The organism is Clostridium tarantellae (assembly GCF_009295725.1).
Lineage (GTDB): Bacteria > Bacillota > Clostridia > Clostridiales > Clostridiaceae > Sarcina > Sarcina tarantellae.
Genome location: NZ_WHJC01000013.1, coordinates 1 through 23580, shown reverse-complemented (window position 1 = coordinate 23580; position 23580 = coordinate 1). Strand labels below are relative to the sequence as shown.

Genomic DNA, 23580 nt, shown 5'->3' with positions numbered 1-23580 from the left:
TTGTGATGAAATTATGGGGCGGAAGATTTGAAAAAGATACTAGTGAAGAATTAAATGATTTTAATTCTTCCATTCATGTAGATTCTAGAATGTATTTAGAAGATATTTCAGGAAGTATAGCTCATGTAACAATGTTAAGTAAGTGTAATATAATTAGCAAAAAAGATAGTGATTTAATAGTTAATGCTTTAAAGGAAATATTAATGGATATAGAAGAAAATAAGTGTAGATTTTCAAAAGATGCAGAAGATATTCATATGAATATAGAAACTTTGCTCATAGAGAAAATTGGCGATGTAGGCAAAAAGCTACATACAGCTAGAAGTAGAAATGATCAAGTTGCATTAGATATTAGAATGTATTTAAAAAAAGAAATAAGAAATATAAGTGAATTATTATTAAATTTACAAAAAGTATTATTAGATTTAGGAAGAGAAAATGTAAAAACTATAATGCCTGGATATACACATTTACAAAGAGCGCAAGGAATTACATTTTCACACCATTTAATGGCTTATTCAGAAATGTTTAAAAGAGATTATGAAAGATTAGAAGATTGTTATAAAAGAGTTAATTCAATGCCATTAGGGAGTGCTGCTTTAGCAACAACAACCTATTCTATTGATAGAAATTTAGTAAAAGAATTATTAGATTTTGAAAGTGTAACAAAAAATAGTATAGATAGCGTATCAGATAGAGATTTTGTAATAGAATTAGCTAATGATTTAAGTTTGATTATGATGCATTTATCTAGATTTAGTGAAGAAATTATTTTGTGGTGTTCTTCAGAGTTTAGCTTTTTATCATTAGATGATGAATATTCTACAGGTTCAAGTATAATGCCTCAAAAGAAAAATCCAGATGTAGCTGAGTTAGTAAGAGGTAAAACAGGACGAGTTTATGGAAATTTAATGGCTTTATTAACAGTTATGAAAGCATTGCCTTTGGCTTATAACAAAGATATGCAAGAAGATAAAGAACTAATATTTGACTCTATTGATACTGTTAAAAGTTGCTTGCCTATATTTGGTGCAATGTTGAAAACTTGTAAAGTAAATAAAGATAATATGAAAAAAGCTTGTTATGAAGGATTCATAAATGCAACAGATTTAGCTGATTATTTATGCAAACAAGGTATTCCTTTTAGAGATGCTCATAAAATTTTAGGAGAAATGGTTTCATATTGTATAAATAATGAGAAAAAATTAGAAGAGTTATCTTTAAGTGAATTAAAAGATTTTTCTAAAATATTTAATAATGACGTTTATGAAGTATTAGATGTAAATAATTCCGTAGAAGCTAGAGATATAATAGGTGGTCCTAGTTCTAAACAGATAAATTTATTATTAGATGAATTAGAGAATTACTTAAAAATAAAATCTGAACATAGTAATTTTAAAATTAAATAAAATTTTAAATTTAGTAAGGGAGATTTATATTTATGAAAAAAGGAATTTTCAAAAAAATATTTACTACTTTAGCAATTTCAATGATGAGTTTATCATTATTAGCCTGTGGAGGTAATAAACCTAAGACGGTTTCAGAAAAAGAGATATTTAGTGAAGATATTAAAGCAATAAAAGATAAAGGTAGTTTAGTAGTTGGATTAAGTGCTGATTATGCACCATATGAATTTCATAAAATAATAAATGGAAAAGATGAAATAGTAGGCTTTGACATTGAGATTGCAAAAGAAATAGCTAAGGATTTAGGGGTAAAACTTGAAATAAAAGATATGAAATTTAGTACATTAATAGGTGCTTTACCTACAGGAAAAATTGATATGATAGTTTCAGGAATGAGTTCAACACCAGAAAGAGCGGAAGTTGTAGATTTTTCTAATATATATTATAAAGCAGATCAAGGAATAGTAATTAAAGAAAAGGATAAAGAAAAATATCAAACACTAGAAGATTTTACAAGTAAAAAAGTAGGAGCTCAAATGGGAACTATACAAGCAGAACTAATAAAAAAAGAAATAAAAGATGTAGATTTAAAATTATTATCCCATGTTAAAAATTTAGTAACAGAACTTAAAGTTGGGAAGATTGATGGTATTGCTGTGGAATTACCTGTAGCAGAAATGATACTAAAAGGAAATAAAGAATTTATTATAGCAACACCACAACTTAAAGATGAAAATAATGGTTCAGCAATAGCAGTAAAAAAAGGATCAGAAGGTTTATTAAAGCAAGTCAATGAAACAATAAAAAAATTACAGGATTCAGGAAAAATAAATGAATTTATAATTCAAGCTCAAGAATTAGCATATGAATAATAAAATTAAGTAAAGATTTCATATTCATATTTATAAAAAAATCAATAAGACTAATAAGTGAATATTAATGCATTAAAATATAATAGGGATTTAAATGAAAACAACATAAATTATGCAGTGTATATGCATGACTTATATATTTATTTAATAAAATATGCATAAATATAAATAAAATCTCAAAAATATTTAAAAAACTATTGCATTTTTATGCAATTAAAGTGTATAATAATTCATGAGGTTAGAAAATTATAGTTAATACAAGGGGGATATAAGTATGAAGATAGGAATGATAAAAAAAATATTCACCATATCAGTGATTTCAATAATGAGTTTATCTTTAGTTGCTTGTGGAGGTAGTGAAGCAAAAACCGAAGGAATAGAACAAACTTCCACTAAAGTAGAAGTTAACAAGGATGTTCAACGTATAAAGGATAAAGGTAAATTAGTAGTTGGATTAAGTGCTGATTATGCACCATATGAATTTCATAAAATAATAGATGGAAAAGATGAAATAGTTGGATTTGATGTGGAAATAGCTAAAGAAATAGCTAAGGATTTAGGGGTTCAATTAGAAATAAAGGACATGGATTTTAATACATTAGTTGGTTCATTGCCAGCTGGAAAGATTGATTTGATAATTTCAGGAATGAGTCCAACACCAGAAAGAGCTGAAGCGGTAGATTTTTCAGATATATATTATACAGCAACTCATGGAATATTAGTTAAAGCTGAAAATAAAGATAAGTATAAAACCTTAGATGATTTTGCAGGCAAAAAAATAGGTGCTCAAATGGGTTCAATACAAGCAGATTTAGCAAAAAATGAAATTAAGAACGTAGATTTGAAATTATTATCAGATGTTAACAACTTAATTATGGAACTTAAAAGTGGAAAAATAGATGGTCTTGCAGTTGAATTACCAGTAGCAGAAATGGCTATGAAAGGAAATACCGATCTTATTTTATCTACACCACAACTTGAAGATAATGAAGGTGGATCAGCAGTGGCTATTAAAAAAGGTTCAAAAGGATTAGTTAAACAAGTTAATGAAACTATAAAAAGATTACAAGATTCAGGCAAAATAGATGAATTTGTAGTTAAAGCACAACAATTAGCACATGAACAATAAGAATTGAGAGAATTTAAACTCTCTCTCTTAAAATAGTATAGTTAGCTTAAGCAAGCTTCAATGTAATTTATAAAAAGTAGCAATAAGCAAGATATTTAAAATGTAAAAGGGGCATTACATTTTAATAAAAAGGGAATTGAGATAAAATTTATAAGATTAGTTAATACAAAATAATTATTTAGAATAGGAAGGGAGAGAGTAAAATGAATTTAGACTTTAATTTTTTAAAGGAAAGTTATATATATTTTTTAGATGGGGCTAAATGGACATTAATAATATCTTTAATATCAGTATTTATTGGAACTTTATTTGGTACATTATTATGTTTTATGAAACGTTCAAAGTTTAAAATATTTAAGATTATATCAACAGTATATGTAGAAATAGTTAGAGGAACACCTTTATTATTACAAATTATGATAGTTTATATTGGAAGTTCAGCGGTATTTGATATAGATATAGATGTATTACCAGCAGCTATAATAGCAATAGCGTTAAATTCAGGAGCTTATGTGTCAGAACTTATAAGAGCTGGAATTGATGCTGTGGATAAAGGACAATTAGAAGCAGCACGAAGTTTAGGAATGACAGAAGGAAAGGCTATGATATTAATAATATTACCTCAAGCTATAAGGAAAATATTACCTGCTGTAGGGAATGAGTTTGTAGCAGTTATTAAAGAATCTTCAATGGCATCAACTATAGGAGTTGCAGAGTTAATGTATGGAGCTAATGTAGTTACAGGTGTTACATATAAAGCTTTTGAGCCATTAATAGTTGCAGCAGTATTTTATTTCATAATGACATTTAGTTTAGGAAGACTTATGAGTTATATAGAAAGGAAGTTGAGTATAGATGATAAAAGTACAGAACTTGCATAAACATTTTGGAAAAAATAAAGTCTTAACAGGAGTGCATGAACATATTGCAAAAGGAGAAGTAGTAGTAGTTATTGGTCCATCTGGATCGGGAAAAAGTACATTTTTAAGATGCTTAAATCTTTTAGAAAATCCTACAGAGGGAGAAATAGTATTTGAAGGTAATAATTTAATTGATAAAAAATGTGATATAAATAAGATAAGAGAACAAATGGGTATGGTATTTCAGCATTTTAATCTATTTCCACATAAAACTGTATTAGAAAATTTAACAATGGCTCCAATTAAAGTGAAGAAAGTTCCAGTAGAAAAGGCAAAAGAAAAAGCATTAGAGCTTTTAAAAAAAGTAGGGCTATTAGATAAATGCAATGCTTATCCAGCTTCTTTATCAGGAGGGCAAAAACAAAGAATAGCTATAGCAAGAGCTTTGGCAATGGAACCAAAGGTTATGTTATTTGATGAACCAACTTCAGCATTAGATCCTGAAATGGTTGGTGAAGTTTTAAATGTTATGAAGGAGTTAGCAGCAGATGGAATGACTATGGTAGTTGTTACTCATGAAATGGGTTTTGCAAGAGAAGTTGGAGATAGAATTTTCTTTATGGATAAAGGAAATATATTAGAAAAAGGTAAACCAAATGAAATATTTAATAATCCTAAACATGATAGAACAAGAGAGTTCTTATCAAAAGTTTTATAGAAAATATTATTAAATGATAGGGTTAAAACTTTAAATATGAGTAGATTAAAACAAATTTTAAAAAAAATACTTTTATAAAATAGCTTAAATCTTTTTAGAATTAAGCTATTTTTTAATTGCAACTACAGTGAAAATATTGAAAAATATGTAATAAAATGGTATATTAATTTTAAATTTAAATATAGGGGGAAAAAAAGTGTTTAAGGGAGAGTTGATTGAAAGAATTAAAATACTAAAAGAAGAAAAGGGAATTTTAATATTAGCACATTATTATGTTGATGGAATTATTCAAGAACTAGCAGATTTTGTTGGTGATTCTTATTATTTAAGTAAAATAGCGAAAGATAGAAAAGAAAATATAATTTTATTTTGTGGGGTAAGTTTTATGGGAGAAAGTGCAAAAATTTTAAGCCCACATAAAAAAGTAATAGTACCTACTTTAGATGCTAAGTGTCCTATGGCTTTTATGGTTAATGAAGAAAAAGTTAATGAAATTAAGACCAATTATGATGATTTAGCAGTAGTTTGTTACATAAATTCAACAGCTGAAATTAAGGGTTTTTCAGATGTTTGTGTAACTTCATCAAATGCTTATAATATAGTGAAAAATTTGAAAGAAAAGAATATATATTTTATTCCTGATAATAACTTAGGAAGATATTTAGCAACAAAATTACCAAATAAAAATTTTATATTTAATGAAGGGTATTGTCCTATTCATCAAAATCTTAAAAAAGATGATATTTTAAAGGTAAAGGAAGTTCATAAAAATGCTGAAATATTAGTACATCCTGAATGTAAATTAGAAGTTTTAGAATTAGCTAGTTTTATAGGAAGTACCTCTGGAATAATAGATTATGCTACAAAAAGTGAGGGTGATGAATTTATTATATGTACTGAAATGGGAATATTACATGAATTAATAACAAAGAATCCTTTTAAAAAATTTCATAGTGTAATTCCAGAGCAGATATGCCCAGATATGAAAAAAATAACATTAGAAGCAGTATATAACGCCTTAAATACATTAACTCCTGAAATACTTTTAGAAAAACACATTGAAATGAAGGCAGTTAAATCTTTAGAGAAAATGCATGAGTTAGGAAGATAAGATGGATAGATATGATGTTATAGTAGTAGGAAGTGGCATTGCAGGACTATATTGTTGCTTGGAACTAAGTGATAGTTTAAAAGTGTTACTTTTAACTAAAGATTCTTTAGAAAATAGTAATTCATCTTTAGCTCAAGGGGGAATAGCTGTATTAAGGTATAAAGAAGATTTTAATTTGTATTTTGAAGATACAATGAAAGCTGGAAGATATGAAAATAATTTAGAAGCTGTTAAAGTTATGATTAATGAATCACAAAATATAATAAAAAAATTAATAAATTATGGGGTTCAGTTTGAAAAAGAAAATGATGAATTGAAATATACCAAGGAAGGTGCACATAGTATAAGAAGAATTCTTCATTATAAAGATGTTACTGGTAAAGAAATAGTTGAAAAGTTGATTTTAAAAATAAAGTCTAAAAAAAATCTTTATATTAGAGAATATTGTGAGATGGTAGATATTATAAAAAATAAAAGTAAAGAAAAAAATTGTGAGCAATGTATTGGAATAGTTGTAAATTTTAATAATGAAAAAAATATGATTTATTCAAATAATGTAGTATTAGCTACTGGTGGAATTGGAGGTTTATTTTTAAATTCAACTAATAAAACTCATATAAAAGGTGATGGAATTGCAATAGCTATAAAAAATAATATAAATATAAAAAATATTAATTATATACAAATACATCCTACAGCATTATATACAAAGAAATCAGGAAGAAGATTTTTGATATCAGAAGCTGTAAGAGGAGAAGGTGGATGGCTTTTAAATCCTAAAGGTGAACGGTTTGTTAATGAATTATTACCAAGAGATGTAGTGAGTGAAAAAATAGCTGAAGAAATGAAAAAATTTAATAGCTCTTGTGTATATTTATCAATTGTTCATTTAGGTAGTAAAGAAATAAAAAATAGATTCCCTAATATATATAAAGCTTGCTTAGAAGAAGGATATGATATAACCAAAACAGTAGTACCAGTAACACCAGCTCAACATTATTTTATGGGCGGAATAGAAGTAGATTTAAATGGACAAACTTCTATGAATAATTTGTATGCAATAGGGGAAACAAGTTGTACTGGCGTTCATGGAGCAAATAGATTGGCAAGTAATTCTTTATTAGAAGCTGCTGTATTTGCAAAACGAGTTGCAAACTTATTAAATAATAAAAAAATTAATAATACTGAATTAAATATAAAGAATATAGAAAATAAAGAATATAAAGATTCATTGACTATTAATAATAATTTAATAATAAATGAAATAAAAAGAAAGGATGAAAAATTTTATGATAAGTGGCTTAAACATGGCAAATATTGATGAATATATAATAAATGCATTAAAAGAAGATATAAGTAGTGAAGATATAACTACCAATGCTATCATTAAAGAAAATGATATTTTAGGACAAGCACAGTTGATATGTAAAGAAGATGGAATATTAGCTGGCATTGAAGTATTTAAAAGGGTATTTGAAAAAATTGGACAAGTTAATTTTAAATCTAACTTTAAAGATGGAGATAAAATAAAAAAAGGTGATGTTATAGGAATTTTAATTGGGTGTGTAAAAAGTATATTAATAGGTGAAAGAACAGCTTTAAATTATTTGCAAAGAATGAGTGGAATAGCTACTTATACTAATAGTTTTGTAAAAGAGTTAGAAGGAACAAAAACTAAGCTTTTAGATACACGAAAAACAACTCCTAATATGAGAATTTTTGAAAAATATGCAGTAAAAGTTGGGGGAGGATATAATCATAGATATAATTTATCAGATGGAATTTTAATTAAAGATAATCATATTGGAGCTGCTGGAGGCATTAAAAAAGCTATACTTTTAGCTAAGGAAGATGCTTCTTTTGTTAGAAAAATAGAGGTTGAAGTAGAAAATTTAGAAATGTTAGAAGAAGCAATAGAGGCAGGAGCAGATATTATTATGTTAGATAATATGAGTTTGCAAACTATGAAAAAGGCAGTAAAAATAGTAAATAAAAGAGCATTAACTGAATGTTCTGGAAATGTAAGTAAAGATAATTTGAAAGAAATTTCAAAAACAGGTGTAGATTATATATCATGTGGTGCTTTAACTCATTCAGCTCCAATTTTAGATTTTTCTTTAAAAAATTTAATTATAATTTAATAAATTATGGTATAACTAATGATATAATAAAAAAGTTATTTAATAACTAAAGATTTATTATAAGAAAGTGAGTAACAATATGAAGCAAAATAACATGAAAAAAATGTTAAAAAACTTTGTTAAAGACAATTGGCTATTTATAGTTATGGTAGCTATAATTCAATTTAAGTCTACAATATTATTAGGTATGCTTAGAACTTCTGGTTCTTTAACTTTTGATTATTCAAGAGCATATTTTATGAAACCACCAATATGGGCGCATATAGCTGTAATTACTTTGATTTTTAGTTTTATGTATTTATTTAAGGAAAAAGGAAGATATAGATATGCTCTTATAGTAGACTTTATAATTAGTTTATTATTTTTAGTAGACATAATGTACTATAGAGCAAATACAAATTTTATTTCCATAAGACATTTACTTCATCCAGAAATTTTTAACCCTACGGGAAAAAGCTTATGGAATTTTTCATTCACAGATATTTATTTTTTTGTAGATTTTATAGTAGCATTTTTAATATGGAAATTTACTAAAATAAAATATATAAAAACAGTTATAAGTAAAAAATGTAGAATTTTAAGTTTTACAGTTGTATTTTTAATAAGTGCATTTACTGTTGGCTTTACACATTATTATATAGATATTAAAGGAAATAATGATAACTATAATTTCTTTAGGATTGCATGGGCCCCTTTTCAAACTTATGGAGATATGAGCCCTTTAGGATTCCATTTTTATGACTTATATTATTATGGTACAAAACATAAAACATTAGATCCCCAAGAAGTAGAAGAAATACAAAGTTGGATAAATGAAAATAAAGAAGATATACCAGATAATGAATATAAAGGAATGTATAAAGGTAAAAATGTTATTGCAGTACAGGTTGAATCTTTAGAAAACTTTGTTTTAAATGAAAAGGTTTATGGTCAAGAAATAACTCCAAACTTAAATAGACTTATGAAAAATAGTTTATATTTTAATAATTTTTATGAGCAAAATAATTCAGGCACTAGTTCAGATGCAGATTTATTAGTAAATACATCTGTTTTTCCAATAAGAGAAGGTAGTACTTTCTTTACTTATCCTTGGACAACATATAATACTTTACAGATGATATTAAGTAAAGAAGGTTATAATAGTATTTCAACTCATGCTGAAATACCAGGTAATTGGAACTGGTCAGAAGCACATAAGGCTTTCAAAGCTAAAACTGTATGGGATGAATCAAGTTTTAATTTAGATGAGAAAATTGGATTAGGACTTTCAGATGGTTCTTATATGAAGCAAATATCAGAAAAAATAAAAAATGAAAAGGATCCATTTTATTTATTCTTCCCTACATTAACTAGTCACGGGCCATTTGAAATGCCAGAAGATAAGAAATTTTTAAAGCTACCTAAAGAATTAGATGAAAATATATTGGGTGCATATTTTCAAAGTATAAGATATACTGATGAAATGATTGGAAATTTCATTGAGACTTTAAAGAAAAATGGTCAGTTAGATAATACTGTAGTAATGATTTATGGAGATCATTGTGGAGTTCATAAATTTTATGATGAAGAAACTCAACAGGCTCCATTAGAAGGAGATTGGTGGAGAGACAATCATAAAAAAGTACCACTGTTAATATATAATCCATTTACTAAAGGAACAGTAATAGAGAAAAATGGTGGAAAAGTAGATATACTTCCTACAATATTATATTTATTAGGAAATGATAGAAATGTATTTGATAATACATCTATGGGAAGGGTTTTAGTAAATACTAATAAAGATTCAACTATTTTAAATAATGGTGAGATTAAAGGAAATCCTACTGAAGAAGAAGAAGTACATTGGAATAAAGCATTTCATGTTGCAGATTTAATTATTGAAGGTAATTATTTTAAAAATTATGGTCAATAATTATAATAAGCAATACTTTAGAGATTATAGTGTTTTGCTATAATCTCTAATTTTTTAGTTGCTATATTTAAAAATACAAAAAAAGGGGTAGTTGTTTTAATAAACTTTATAAATATAATAGAATTTAATTTCATATAAGATTTGTAAAGTATTAGCAACAGGTAGAATTAAATTTTATGAATGATTTAAGTTTAAAAAAAAATAAAATTACCTATTATATTATATTAGTATCTTTAATATTTTTATGTATAATAGGAAGTGTTTTTTTAGGGAGTAGTTTTTTATTTATATTTAAAATACCAATAACTCGAATAAATTTCTTAATATTTCCTATAATAGCTATAGTTGTAATAAAATATCTTTTTAAAAAAGATAATGAAAAGATAAGTTGGACATTTTTAATATTTACGTTATTAAGTTTTTTTCTTATTAGTGGAATTTTAGCTATAGTATGTAATTATATTTGGGATTATAGTTATGACTCTTTATGGTATCATCAAGAAGGGATTGTACGTTTAGCTAAAGATTGGAACCCTTTTTATGAATGGCAACCTAAGGATATAAATATATGGGTAAATCATTATGCAAAAGCACCTTGGATATTTGCCGCTACTATATGTAAAATAACAGGATATATAGAAACGGGAAAAATTTTATCAGTTTTATTACCAATAATAAGTGGATTTTTATCTTTTGCAATATTTTATTTAATAACTAAAGGAAGAATATTTTTATCTTCAATAGGAGCATTAATATTGATAATGAATCCAGTAAATATAAGTCAAATTTTTACTTATTATGTGGATTCACAGCAAGGGTGTTATATAATATTTTTATTAATGATTTTATATTTAATTATTTTTACTAAGGGTTTTAAATATTTTAAATATTTTTCATTATTCAATATAGCTATTTTCTTGAGTAATATAAAGTTTACAGGATTAGCTTATAGTATAGCAATATTAGGAATGTATTTAATATATGTGTTTATAACAAAAGAAAATAATAAAAAAATAAAAGTATTTAACTTTTTATTAATAAGCTTAATAATAACTGTAGGAATAGTAGGCTTTAATCCTTATATAACTAATATAATAAATAAAGGAAATCCTTTATATCCACTTGCTGGTAAAGAAAAAATTGATATAATGACTGATAATATACCCTCTGAGTTTAGATATGATAATGAGTTTAATAAGTTAATTAAGTCATTAATTGCATATCCTATAGATGAAAACATATATGGAAATAGGACAGATTTAAAAGATATGTTTGTATTAAATGAAGATGTGATAAAATATTACTCAAACACAGATCCTAGAGTCAGAGGATTTGGAATTTATTCACCTATATTTTTTCCTATAACATTGCTTTTAATGTGTATATTATTAATAATAAGTAAAAATAAAAAAGTTAAAATAGTGTCTATATTATGTTTAATTGGTTTAATAGGGATAACTTTATATGGTGGTGAATTTTGGTGGGCTAGATATATGGCTTTTACATGGATATTTCCAGTATTAACAGCAATTTTATGCTGTATAAATAAAAAAAATATTATAAAAATTTCTGGAAGCTTTTTATTAGTTTTATTATTTATTAATTCAATTACATTAATTCCATCATTAAAATATAAAATAAAAAAAGGTAAGGATTCAAGAGAATATTTCTTTAGTATATCTAAACCAATAGAAATATTAAATGATAAATTTAAATATAGTAAAGTTAATAAGGCTGAAGAATACCATATTTCTTATATTATAAAAGAAATAAACTAAATAAAAATTATTATTTAAGTTAATTAGATAGTTAAAACTTTATTGCTAGAGTTAAATTTAATACTTCTAGGATAAAGTTTTTTTATTTAAATATATAGGAAATTAATTGTAGATAATAATTTGAAGTTTTGAGATTTAATTTATAAGTGTATAGTAGTATATTAATGGAAATTTGTGATATAATTAGCATGTTTGATTTAGGGAGAAATATGGAATAGATTTATATAATTTTTAAAATAAGAAGATGAAAAAATATTTTAATTTCATAAAATATAAAATTAAAGAAACTATTAGATAAATTAAAAAGAAGAAAGGTAATTTTATATGAAAAAAATAACTATACCAATAAAAAAAATTCTATTAAATAAATATTTTACATTTTTATTTTTAATAATTTTATTACAATTTAAAGCAATGATATTTATGGGAATATTAAATTCACCTAATGCCATGTCATTAAATTTAAATTATTCATATGGAGATTTTTATAAAATAATAATTCATTTGTTATTTCCAGCTTTTTTAGCAACGGGAATTTTTCTTTTTAAAGAAAAGGGAAGATATATATATTTAGTTATAGTAGATTTTTTTGTGAGTTTATTATTATTAATTGATTTAATGCGTTATAGAGTTTATGAAAATTTTGTATCTTTAAGACAACTATTTAATACAGATTTATTTAATCCTATGGACAAGCATATTTTTGATTTAAAAAGAATAGATATTGCTTTATTTTTAGATTTAATAATATTAATACCCATTGTAATATTATTGATATTATTTTATAAAGATAAAGAAAAAAAGAGAAGTATTAAAACTTTTATAGTATCATTTATAATATGTATATCTTTAATTTTTACATCTCATTATTTGGTTGACATAAAAGATGTAACCAATGGAAGGCTTAGTTTATTTAACTTATCATGGTATATAAAATCAACCATGGATGATTTAGGACCAATAGGATATCATGAATATGATATATTTAAATATTCAACAGCTACAAAAAAGCTTTCAAAAGACAGAAAAGAAGAGATAAAAACTTGGTTTGAAAATAATAAAGAAAATTTATCGGATAATAAGTATAAAAATATGTTTGAAGGGAAAAATTTACTTATAATACAATGGGAATCTTTAGAAAATATGGTTGTGGGGAAATCTGTTAATGGAAAAGAGATTACACCTACTTTAAATAGTTTATTAAAACATTCACTATATTTTGAAAATATTTTTGAGCAAAATAGAATGGGAACTACATCAGATGCTGAATTAATGGTTAATACAGGATTATTACCTTTAAGAAAAGAAAAATATGTATTAAGTTATCCTTGGAAAAAACAAAATACCTTACAAATAATGTTAGAAAAGAAAGGGTATACAACCATATCAACTCATGCAGAACCAGGAGGGAATTGGAATTGGATAGAAACACATAAAGCTTTTGGAGCAGATAAGATTTGGGATGTTAACGAATATAAATTAGATGAAGTTATAGGATTAGGGTTAAGTGATAGATCATTTTTTAATCAAGTTGCTGAAAAGCTTAAATTTGTAAAATCACCATTTTATTTATTTATGACCACTCTTACAAGTCATGGTCCTTTTAATATTCCAGAACAATATAGAGATTTAAATTTACCAGAAAAAATTGATAAAAGTTATTTAGGTGGATATTTAGAAAGTGTAAGATACACTGATAAGCAATTAGGAAAATTTTTAAAACAAATAAAGGAAAATGGACAACTAGAAAATACTCTTGTGGTGATTTATGGAGATCATGGTGGATTAAATAAATATTATCAAGCTGACGTAAAAGATTTAAATTTTCAAGGAAATTGGTGGCTTAAAGATGAGTTGAAAGTTCCATTATTTATATTTAATCCATCAATAAAAGGTGAAGTTATAAAGAAAAATGGTGGATTAGTAGATGTACTACCTACTATAAGTTATTTATTGGGAATTGATAAATATGAGTTTGAAAATACAGCTATTGGAAGGAATTTGTTGAATACTAATAAAGATGCTACATTAACATCAGGGGGACAAGTTAAAGGTAAAGTAAAAAATAAAAATGAGCAAAAACACCTAGATGATATGTTTTCTGTTAATGAAGATTTAATAAAAAGCAATTATTTACAAAATAATACAAAAAACAAAGATAATAATTAATATATTTTGTAAGTAAATTATTGTAAATAACAATGATATTATGTATAATTTGATACAAATAAATATTATATAAGAATAGGAGTTTTTATGAATAGCAATTTATTAAAAGGAGTTGGCTTAATAATAATGTCAGCTTTATGTACCTCTTTTGGTCAGTTGTTTTGGAAAATAGGAGTAAATAACCAAAACAAAAAAGTTTTACTAATAAGTTTATTTTTAGGTTTTGTATTATATGGAATAGGTGCTATTTCAATGATAATAGCATTAAAATTTGGAGAATTATCAGTTTTACATCCTATTATGTGTGTAGGATATATATTTGCATTATTAAATGGAAAAATTTTTTTAAAGGAACAAATAACTATTGTTCAATTTTTAGGAGTTATAATTATAATTTTAGGAGTTATCTTTATTACTAGAGGAGGAAAAAATGCATAGTATTTATATAATATTTCCTTTAATGACTTTTATAGGTTCATTAGGAGGGTTTTTCTTTAAAAAAGGAGCGGAATATTTAATTGACATAAAAAGCTTATTCTTAAATTGGAGGTTATACATTGGAGGAATATTATATGTAACAGCAGCTTTATTAAATATATTTGTACTTAAATTTTTACCTTACAGTATAGTTGTGCCATTAACGGCAATGACATACATATGGACTATGATAATTTCAAAAATAATGTTAAAAGAAAAAATAAATTTAAATAAAATAATAGGAGTAATTTTAATAACTATTGGTTCCATATTTATTGCTATATAAAATATAATTTATAATTTGTAATATTACAAATACATTAAAATTAATATAAAACATTGATTTATATTAGATTAAATTTAAAAAGGAAGTGATATTTATGGATAAAATATTATTAATAATTCCATGTTTTAATGAAGAAAAAAATATAAGTAAATTAATTAAAAGAATAAGAGAAGTTAATGAAAATTTTGATATTTTAATAGTTAATGACTGTTCAAAAGATAAAACTTATGAAATAGCAAGACAAATGAATGTTAATATTTTAGATCTTCCATGCAATCTTGGAATAGGTGGAGCAGTGCAGGCAGGATATAAATATGCTTATAAAAAAGGGTACAAATATGCAATACAAGTTGATGGTGATGGTCAGCATGATCCTGCTTATATTTATAAATTAAAAGAAAAGCTTGATGAAGGATATGATTTAGTAATAGGTTCTAGATTTATAAAAAAAGAAGGATTTCAATCAACTTTTACTAGAAGAATGGGAATAAAGTTTTTTTATTATTTAATAAAATTATTGACCAGAAAAAATATAACGGATGCAACTTCCGGATTTAGATTAGCTAATAAAAAAGTTATAAAATTTTTTGCTGAAAATTATCCTACTGATTATCCAGAGCCTGAAACTATAATAACATTAATAAAAAATGGATTTAAAGTAGAAGAAGTTCCAGTAAAAATGAAAGAAAGAGAAAAAGGTGAATCTTCCATTAGTTTTTTAAAATCTATTTATTATATGATTAAAGTTACATTAGCTATATTATTTTCATACTTTACACAAATAAGGAGTATAGATTAATGGATAAAATATTACAAATAATAATGATTATAAGTTCATTTATATTTACAAGTTTTATAGTATATATGATAAGTAAAGGAAAAGTAGAATTAAAATATGCACTAACATGGTTATTTACAGCATTAACATTTATTATAATTAGTTTATTTCCAAGCATATTAAATGGTTTATCATTAGCTTTACATATATTAACACCAGTTAATGCATTATTTTTAATAATAATAACATTTTTATTATTAATTATTTTTACATTAACAGTAGCTATATCAAAAATAAAAAATCAAGTTATATCTATATCACAAGAAATTTCAATATTAAAAGAAGAAATAGAAAAGGTAGATGATATTAATGATGATATTAATATAGATGAAAAGAGGATAATATGAAATATTTTTTAGAAAAAGAAAAGAAATATGCTATTGGCTTATTCTTCATTATAACAATTATGTTTATTTTAGGATTATTAATAACAAAAAAATATGGAAATTATTTTTTGCTAGGTGATCCAAATTTATTAAATAATGATGATGTAAGATATTTAAATACAGCAAGAATATTATTACAAGAAAATAAATTAGTTTATCACGGTTTAGAATCAAGTGTATTTATTATGCCTGGGTATCCTTTATTTATGGTTGGTATAATGAAAATTTTTGGAACAGGTATTTGGGGAACTATAGGAATAAAAATAGCACAAATGGTTTTACAGTGTATAAGTGCATATATTATATATTTAATTTCAAGAGAATTATTTAATAAAAAGGTAGGAATAATAGCAGTTATCTTTACAGCTATTTACTTACCAGAATATGTTGCTGCCAATTTAATTTTAACAGAGGTTTTATTTAAGTTTTTATATTTGTTATTATTTTATCTTTCAATTATTGCAATAAAAGAAAATAAAACTAAATGGTATATAATTGCTGGTATTATATGGGCGGCAACTTGCTTGGTAAGACCTAATGCAGCAGCATTTCCTCTTTTTATAATAATTTATTGGATAGTAAAAAAATATAAAGTTAAAGATATGATAAAATATGCATCTATAGTAGCTGTTATTTTTGCTATAATGTTTTCACCATGGTGGATTAGAAATTATAAATTAACAGGAAAGTTTGTATTATTTACTGAGTCTTCTGCTAATCCTAAATTATTAGGAACACTTATTAGATGGCAAGAACCCTCTTTTGTGGATCAAATATCACCAGAATATAAATTTAAAGAATATTTTAGAGACAATGCATATTTATCAGAAGAGGAACAGAGCAAGTTAGCTAACATTATTTTAAAAAAGAGTTTTGAAAATGAACCTATAAAATATGCTTTATGGCATACTGTAGGTAAAACTATAGAATTATATAGGCAACCATATTATTGGAAACCTATATTAGGAGTAAGTGCAATAGAAGCTCAATTAGAGCATTCATTTTATTTAGTTATGGGAGTATTAGGAATTTTAGCAATGCTAATAACAAAGAATAAAAAAGCACGAATGTTATTATTATTTTTAGTTATTAATACTGTTACTTATTGGCCTTTTATAACTTTTGATAGATATGGATATCCTAATATGTTTTGTTTTATTATAGGAGCTGCTTATATATTTAATATAATACTATCATTAAGAAAAAATGGTGATGAAATTACAAAAGCATTAGTTTAACTAAAATTTGAGAGAATTTTTCAATTTTTATAAATGATGAGATGAATGAACATAATAGCTTGCTGGAAATATAAAATATTTCTGGAAGAAATTTCTTATCAATTAAGTTATAATACTAATGCAGGTTTTCAACAACAAGTGGTAAACTTGTAGTACTGTAGATTATACGGTATTAAAGGAAGCTTTCACTTCTATAAGTGGTAAGTATTTCACGATAATTATGACATAAACATAGAAACTGAAAATATTTATTTAAAAATAAATAATTTAAAAAATAAGTTTTCAAAAACCTATTATAGATAAACTAAAGAAAAAATTAGAAATTTAAAGAGAATATTTTAGGAATTATTTATAGCTTAGAATATATATTTAAAATGAAATTTTGGACTATATAAAAAGATTTTATTTAAATATAGTCCTAAATTTAGTTTTTAGACTATGCATTTAGATTTTCAGTAGTATATAATTTTATCAAAAATTAATTGATAATTTGAAAACTTTATTAAAAGTATAAATAAAGTTCCTAAAAAAATTATAAATAAATAATCATTATAAAATATATATTTTTAGGAGAATAATAATGAAAAATAAATTAGATGATTTTAAATTATCATATTATTTTATTTTAGTATCTTTAATATTTTTAGCTATGATAGGAAGTATTTTTGTAGGAAGTTCAGTACTATTTATTTTTAAAATTCCAATAACTAAAATTAACTTCTTAATATTTCCATTAATAGCAATATTGTTTATAAAATTAGCTTTTAAAAAAAATAATAAAGATATAAATTGGAGTTTATTAATAGTCATATTAATAAGTTTTTATATTGTAAATATAGGAATTTCTATTGGGTGTAACTTAATATGGGATTATAGTTATGATTCTTTAGCATATCATCAAGAAGGAGTAATTAGATTAATTAATGGATGGAATCCATTTTATGAATCTAATAATGATTCTATTAATTTATGGGTAAATCATTATGCAAAAGCACCTTGGATTTTTGCAGCAACTATTGCTAAAATAACAGGTCATATTGAGTCAGGAAAAATATTATCAGTATTAATTCCATTAATTTTAGGAGTTTTTTCTTTTGGGGTTTTTTACATTATTACAAAGAAAAAAATAGTTTTATCTAGTATATTAGCAATTTTATTAGTAATTAATCCAGTTAATATAGGACAGTCTTTTACTTATTATGTAGATTCTTTATTAGGATGTTATATTTTATTTTTATTAATGATTTTATACTTAATTATATTTACTGATGGACTTACATATTTTAAATATTTTTCAATGTTTAATATAGCTATATTTATGTGTAATATTAAATTTACAGGCTTAGCATATGCAGGTGGAATATTAGGAATGTATTTTATATATGTATTGCTTACAGCTAAAGCAAAGAAAAAGCTAAGAATATTTGCATTTCTTTTAATTAGTTTAGTAATAACTGTAGGAGTAATTGGATTTAATCCTTATATAACTAATACAATAAATAAAGGAAATCCGTTATATCCTTTATCAGGTGAAGATAAAATTGATATTATGACACCTAATACACCAGAAAATTTTAGATTTGATAGTGAGTTTAGAAAGGCATATGAATCATTATTAGCATATCCAACTAATGAAAATTATAAGGGCAATATTATAACAGGAAAGGATATGTTTAAAGTAGATAAAAATGTTTATAAGTTTTATGCTGGAGTAGATCCAAGAGTAAGAGGTTTTGGTATATATTCAACAATATTTTTGCCTATTAGTTTAATTTTAGTGATCTTACTTATAATTATATGTAAAAATAGAAAAATACAAACTACTTCTATATTGGCATTAATAGGATTAATATCAGTAACTTTATATGGAGGAGAGTTTTGGTGGGCAAGATATGTAGCATATATATGGCTTTTTCCAGTTCTAGTATCAGGATTATTAGCAATAAATAAAAAAATATATGTAAAATTATTAGGATATTTAATGATAGTTTTATTGTTTATAAATTCAGTTATGATTATACCATATACAGCTGAATATAAACTAGAGCAGTCAACATTAATAAAAGCACATATTTTTGAGCAAAAGCAACCAATAAAAATAACTAAAGATAATTTTCAATATAGTTATGAAAATAAAGCAAAGGAATACAATATTGATTATATTTTAAATTAAAATTAAGTAGGTGAAAAAATGACTTTATTAAAAAATATTTTTAAATTAATGAGGCCAAAACAGTGGATTAAAAATTTCTTTGTTTTTGGAGGATTATTATTTTCATACAGTTTCTTTGATTTAAATAAGGTTATAACATCAATAATAGTTTTTATATTATTTTGTTTCATATCTTCAACTGTATATATAATGAATGATATTTTAGATGTAGAAAAAGATAGAGTACATCCAAAGAAAAAATTTAGACCAATTGCTAGTGGAGCAGTAATGCCAAGAGAAGCCGTAATTGCAATGATAATATTATTAGTTATAAGCTTAGGTGGAGGATTTTTAATAAATAAATTAGTATTTGGAGTATTATTATTATATTTAATAAATAACATAATATATTCATTTAAAATTAAACATGTAGTTATATTAGATGTAATATCAATTGCTATAGGGTTTTTATTGAGAATTTTAGCAGGAGGTATTGCTATAGATGTATCACTTTCAAGTTGGATATTATTATGTACTTTCTCAATATCATTATTTTTAGGTTTTGAGAAAAGAGCTAATGAACTTGTAAAATTAGAAGGAAAAGCTAATGAGCATAGAAAAATATTAGATGAGTATTCATCAGAATTATTAAATGATTTTACTAATGTATCAATGACTTGTACTATAATTTCATATGCTATGTATACTTTTATGGCATATGATCATAAATATATGATGATTACAAATTTATTTGTGGTTTATGGATTGTTTAGATATAAATATTTAATAGTTAAAAAAGGTGAAGGTGGAAGTCCAACGGAAACAGTTTTAACAGATAAGAGTATAATAATTAATGTATTAGTATGGGCTGTTACAAGTGGAGCTATATTAATGTTTTTTAGATAAAATTTAATTAATAATTGAAATTTAAATTAATGAGCACAAAAAAATAAGCAGAAGTATACTCTGCTTATTTTTAATTTTTGAAATAATTTTTAGTATAATATTTTAGTAAAGTTTAAATAGATTTTTTTATATTAGGAGGAAATATGAAGAAAATAAAAGTTGCATTATTTGATATTGACAAAACTTTAATTAAAGGAGATTCTATGTTTCATTTATTAAAGTATACAGTAAAAAAATACCCGAAATCCACTATTAATCTTCCCTCATTATTTTTTACTTTAGTTAGTTATAAGTTAGGAATGATTACTACTAAGAAGGCAAAAGAAAAAACTTTTTTCACATTAAATTACTTAAATGAAATAGATTTAAAAGATTTTTATGATATAAGTATAAGAACAAAAATGTTTGCTTCTGCTATTGAAGAGATGAACAAATTAAAAGCAAAAGGCTATTACATACTTTTAGTGTCAGCATCTCCAGAATGTTATTTGAAATATTTTGAAGAAGAGGATGTAGTGGATTTTGTTATAGGAACAAAACTAAAAAAGAAGGAAGAAAAATTTTTAAATGAAATAGTAGGTGAAAATTGCAAAGGAGAAGAAAAAGTAAAAAGAATAACTTATCATTTAAAAGAATGCGGATATGAAATAGATAAAAAAAATTCAGTAGCATATTCAGATTCTTTATCAGATATCCCAATGTTTAATTTAGTAGATAAGGCTTATTTAATAAATTATAAATCTACTCATAATGTATATGAAATATTAAAATGGAAATAGGAGATTTATGCTTAGATTTTGTTTTTTAATTTTTTATGATGATTTTATTAGGTAAATTAGGAGAATTTTCATTTAAAAAAGTATAAGGAACTTTAAATTTAAAATAAAAACATGATTTGTTCAATTAATTTGAAAAAATCATGTTTTTTATTATGAAAATTAACAATATAAAAATTAAATTTGAAATATAGAAAAAATTTTAATTTTAGGTTACAATATACAAAACAAAATTACAATAGTATTAAAATGAGGTGATAATGAATGTCAATAAAGAAAGAAAAGAAAAATAGAAAATTTAATGAAAAAAAATTAAAGCCCACAAATAAAATAATCAATATAATTATATGGTTAATCTTTGGAGTAGTTATAACTTTAGCATCAGAATTACTTCAAAGAGGAAATTTAGATTCTTTAACATATTATTTAGAAAATAATTTTAAAATGTTCATAACAAATTATCTTATAGTTTTAACAGCAACTGCTAGTGCTTTTATATTTAAAAAAGGACGAGCACTTTATTTAATTATAAGTAGTATAATTCTTATGGCTTCTTTATTAAGTGGGGTTATGATTAAATTTAGAGGTACTCCATTTATATGGGCAGATATTTATTCAATAAAGGAAGGATTAATAATAGCTAAAAAGTATTTAAATAAAGAAATTATAGTACCTATTTTAGTTGGAATAATAATAATAATATTATTATTAGTTACACTTTGGAAAACAGAAAAACATAATAATTTAGGAAAAAAGACAATAAACAAATACATAAATATATATGGAGTAATATTAACAGTAGTTTCTTTCATTTTTGCTAATAGTTATATTTTATATTTAGATAAAACAAATAAAAAAGTAAGCTTTCCTTGGGATATACCTTCAAGTTATAGTCACAATGGATTTATGTACTCATTTCTTGAAACAGCTTCTGGATTTAAAGTAGATAAGCCAAAAGACTATAATAAGAAATCCATAGAAAAGATTGGTGAAGAATTAAATGAATACAATATATTAGCGTTTAATGAAAATGGAATAGCAAATGATTATGATAATGAAAAACCAAATGTTATTATAATTCAATTAGAGTCTTTTATGGATCCTAAAATACTTTCAGAAATAAAAATAACTAATGATGTTTTAAAAAACTATAGAAAATTATATAATAGTTATCCTCATGGAATAGTTAATGTACCAACTTATGGAGGTGGAACTGTAAGATCAGAATTTGAAGTGTTAACAGGATTTACAACGGATTTTTTACCAATTGGAGAAATTCCAAATAATAATATTTTAAAAAAACAACCTGTAGAAAGTTTAGCATATATTTTAGATGAACATGGATATGAATCTTCAGTTGTTCATAATTATATAGGAAATTTTTATGATAGAGATATAGTATATCCTAATTTAGGATTTAATAATTATATTTCTATGGAATATATGGACAAGCCAAGTGAAAAAAGTGAAGGACAAGATATGTATCCAGAAGATATGATAAATTTACAACCAATGGAAGAATTACTTAAACAAGAAAAACCACAATTTATATATAATATAACAGTAGAAAGTCATGGAGGATATGCAGATAATTTAACTAATGAAGATTTTATAGTGAAAGATAAATCTTTAACACCATTGGCAATAAGTCAATTACAATCATATTTTAATAAATTAAAAGGCGTTGATGAATATATAGGAGAATTAATAGATTATTTAAATAATTTAAAAGAACCTACAGTTGTTTTAATGTTTTCAGATCATTTACCTTCATTAGAAGTAATAAATAGAGATAATTCATCTATAAATAGCACTGAAAAATATGAAGCACAATATGTTATTTGGAATAATATTGGATTACCTAATATTACAAAAAACTTAGAGGCATATCAATTGTCAACTTATCTTTTAGATTTAATAAAAATTAATGGTGGCATAATGCCTAATTTTCATAAAATATATGGTAATAAATCTAACTATAAAGAAGAGTTACAAGATATTCAATATGATTTATTATTCGGAGATAAATATATTTTTAATAATAGTAATCCTTATAAAAAGAGTAATTTACATATGGGAATAAATGATATTAAAGTAGAAAAACGCTATATAGATAAAGGTGTTCTTATAGTAAAAGGAGAAAACTTTACGTATAAAAGTAGTATTTTAATTGATGGGAAAATTATCCCAACAAAATTTATAGATGAAAATACTTTAGTTTCTTATGAGTGTAAAGAAGAAGTGAAAAACCTAAGTGTAGGCCAAATTGGAAAATATAACAAAGTGTTAAGTAAATCAAATTCCATAAAATAAATTAAATTTTACATGAAAAATTACTAAATAGAACAAGATATTTTTTATCTATTTATAATTTAAAATATGTTATAAAAATTAAATGTAAATAATAAAAAAGACGTATTTATAT

20 protein-coding genes are annotated in these 23580 nt (G+C 23.9%); all 20 read left to right on the top strand.

Features of this window, described 5'->3' with window-relative positions; translation table 11 throughout:
• Positions 1 to 5 precede the first annotated feature (5 nt).
• The 20 genes from argH to GBZ86_RS02255 all read left to right on the top strand — a co-directional run bounded on the left by argH (position 6) and on the right by GBZ86_RS02255 (position 23468).
• Entirely contained in the window at positions 6 to 1409 is a 1404-nt protein-coding gene (gene argH, locus GBZ86_RS02350) for an argininosuccinate lyase (protein WP_152887385.1), read from the top strand.
• A gap of 32 nt (positions 1410 to 1441) precedes the next feature.
• The gene (locus GBZ86_RS02345; RefSeq protein WP_152887372.1) at positions 1442 to 2278 is read left to right on the top strand and encodes a transporter substrate-binding domain-containing protein; all 837 of its coding nucleotides are present in this window, start codon (positions 1442 to 1444) and stop codon (positions 2276 to 2278) included.
• A gap of 274 nt (positions 2279 to 2552) precedes the next feature.
• Positions 2553 to 3407 carry an ABC transporter substrate-binding protein gene (locus tag GBZ86_RS02340; protein ID WP_152887370.1) on the top strand — a complete coding sequence of 285 codons (855 nt, stop codon included), beginning with the start codon at positions 2553 to 2555 and terminating at the stop codon, positions 3405 to 3407.
• 203 nt (positions 3408 to 3610) lie between these two features.
• Positions 3611 to 4288: an amino acid ABC transporter permease gene (locus GBZ86_RS02335; RefSeq protein ID WP_152887368.1), complete on the top strand. Its 678-nt coding sequence runs from the start codon at positions 3611 to 3613 to the stop codon at positions 4286 to 4288.
• Positions 4263 to 4985, top strand: coding sequence for an amino acid ABC transporter ATP-binding protein (locus tag GBZ86_RS02330; RefSeq protein WP_152887366.1), 723 nt, complete (start codon positions 4263 to 4265; stop codon positions 4983 to 4985). Before GBZ86_RS02335 ends, GBZ86_RS02330 begins: the two co-directional genes overlap by 26 nt.
• A gap of 196 nt (positions 4986 to 5181) precedes the next feature.
• Positions 5182 to 6096, top strand: coding sequence for a quinolinate synthase NadA (nadA, locus tag GBZ86_RS02325; RefSeq protein WP_327443694.1), 915 nt, complete (start codon positions 5182 to 5184; stop codon positions 6094 to 6096).
• Position 6097: 1 nt separating this feature from the next.
• Positions 6098 to 7417 carry an L-aspartate oxidase gene (locus GBZ86_RS02320; protein WP_152887365.1) on the top strand — a complete coding sequence of 440 codons (1320 nt, stop codon included), beginning with the start codon at positions 6098 to 6100 and terminating at the stop codon, positions 7415 to 7417.
• Positions 7404 to 8237 carry a carboxylating nicotinate-nucleotide diphosphorylase gene (gene nadC / locus GBZ86_RS02315; protein ID WP_234885107.1) on the top strand — a complete coding sequence of 278 codons (834 nt, stop codon included), beginning with the start codon at positions 7404 to 7406 and terminating at the stop codon, positions 8235 to 8237. The genes GBZ86_RS02320 and nadC overlap by 14 nt, the downstream gene beginning before the upstream one ends.
• 94 nt (positions 8238 to 8331) lie before the next feature.
• The gene (locus tag GBZ86_RS02310) at positions 8332 to 10149 is read left to right on the top strand and encodes an LTA synthase family protein (protein ID WP_152887381.1); all 1818 of its coding nucleotides are present in this window, start codon (positions 8332 to 8334) and stop codon (positions 10147 to 10149) included.
• A 176-nt stretch (positions 10150 to 10325) separates the two neighbouring features.
• Positions 10326 to 11927: a hypothetical protein gene (locus tag GBZ86_RS02305; RefSeq protein WP_152887360.1), complete on the top strand. Its 1602-nt coding sequence runs from the start codon at positions 10326 to 10328 to the stop codon at positions 11925 to 11927.
• Between the two features lie 324 nt (positions 11928 to 12251).
• Positions 12252 to 14096, top strand: coding sequence for an LTA synthase family protein (locus GBZ86_RS02300; protein ID WP_152887358.1), 1845 nt, complete (start codon positions 12252 to 12254; stop codon positions 14094 to 14096).
• 87 nt (positions 14097 to 14183) lie between these two features.
• Positions 14184 to 14534 (top strand): EamA family transporter, encoded by a 351-nt coding sequence (locus tag GBZ86_RS02295; RefSeq protein ID WP_152887357.1) that lies wholly within the window; start codon positions 14184 to 14186, stop codon positions 14532 to 14534.
• Positions 14527 to 14859: an EamA family transporter gene (locus GBZ86_RS02290; RefSeq protein ID WP_152887355.1), complete on the top strand. Its 333-nt coding sequence runs from the start codon at positions 14527 to 14529 to the stop codon at positions 14857 to 14859. The genes GBZ86_RS02295 and GBZ86_RS02290 overlap by 8 nt, the downstream gene beginning before the upstream one ends.
• A 94-nt stretch (positions 14860 to 14953) precedes the next feature.
• Positions 14954 to 15658: a glycosyltransferase family 2 protein gene (locus GBZ86_RS02285; RefSeq protein WP_152887353.1), complete on the top strand. Its 705-nt coding sequence runs from the start codon at positions 14954 to 14956 to the stop codon at positions 15656 to 15658.
• Positions 15658 to 16044 carry a DUF2304 domain-containing protein gene (locus GBZ86_RS02280; protein ID WP_152887351.1) on the top strand — a complete coding sequence of 129 codons (387 nt, stop codon included), beginning with the start codon at positions 15658 to 15660 and terminating at the stop codon, positions 16042 to 16044. Before GBZ86_RS02285 ends, GBZ86_RS02280 begins: the two co-directional genes overlap by 1 nt.
• Positions 16041 to 17321 (top strand): glycosyltransferase family 39 protein, encoded by a 1281-nt coding sequence (locus tag GBZ86_RS02275; RefSeq protein WP_152887349.1) that lies wholly within the window; start codon positions 16041 to 16043, stop codon positions 17319 to 17321. Before GBZ86_RS02280 ends, GBZ86_RS02275 begins: the two co-directional genes overlap by 4 nt.
• A gap of 580 nt (positions 17322 to 17901) precedes the next feature.
• Positions 17902 to 19494, top strand: coding sequence for a hypothetical protein (locus tag GBZ86_RS02270; RefSeq protein ID WP_152887347.1), 1593 nt, complete (start codon positions 17902 to 17904; stop codon positions 19492 to 19494).
• A gap of 18 nt (positions 19495 to 19512) precedes the next feature.
• Positions 19513 to 20379 (top strand): decaprenyl-phosphate phosphoribosyltransferase, encoded by an 867-nt coding sequence (locus GBZ86_RS02265; RefSeq protein WP_152887345.1) that lies wholly within the window; start codon positions 19513 to 19515, stop codon positions 20377 to 20379.
• A gap of 143 nt (positions 20380 to 20522) precedes the next feature.
• Positions 20523 to 21158: an HAD-IB family hydrolase gene (locus GBZ86_RS02260; RefSeq protein WP_152887343.1), complete on the top strand. Its 636-nt coding sequence runs from the start codon at positions 20523 to 20525 to the stop codon at positions 21156 to 21158.
• Between the two features lie 261 nt (positions 21159 to 21419).
• The gene (locus GBZ86_RS02255; RefSeq protein ID WP_152887341.1) at positions 21420 to 23468 is read left to right on the top strand and encodes an LTA synthase family protein; all 2049 of its coding nucleotides are present in this window, start codon (positions 21420 to 21422) and stop codon (positions 23466 to 23468) included.
• Positions 23469 to 23580 lie beyond the last annotated feature (112 nt).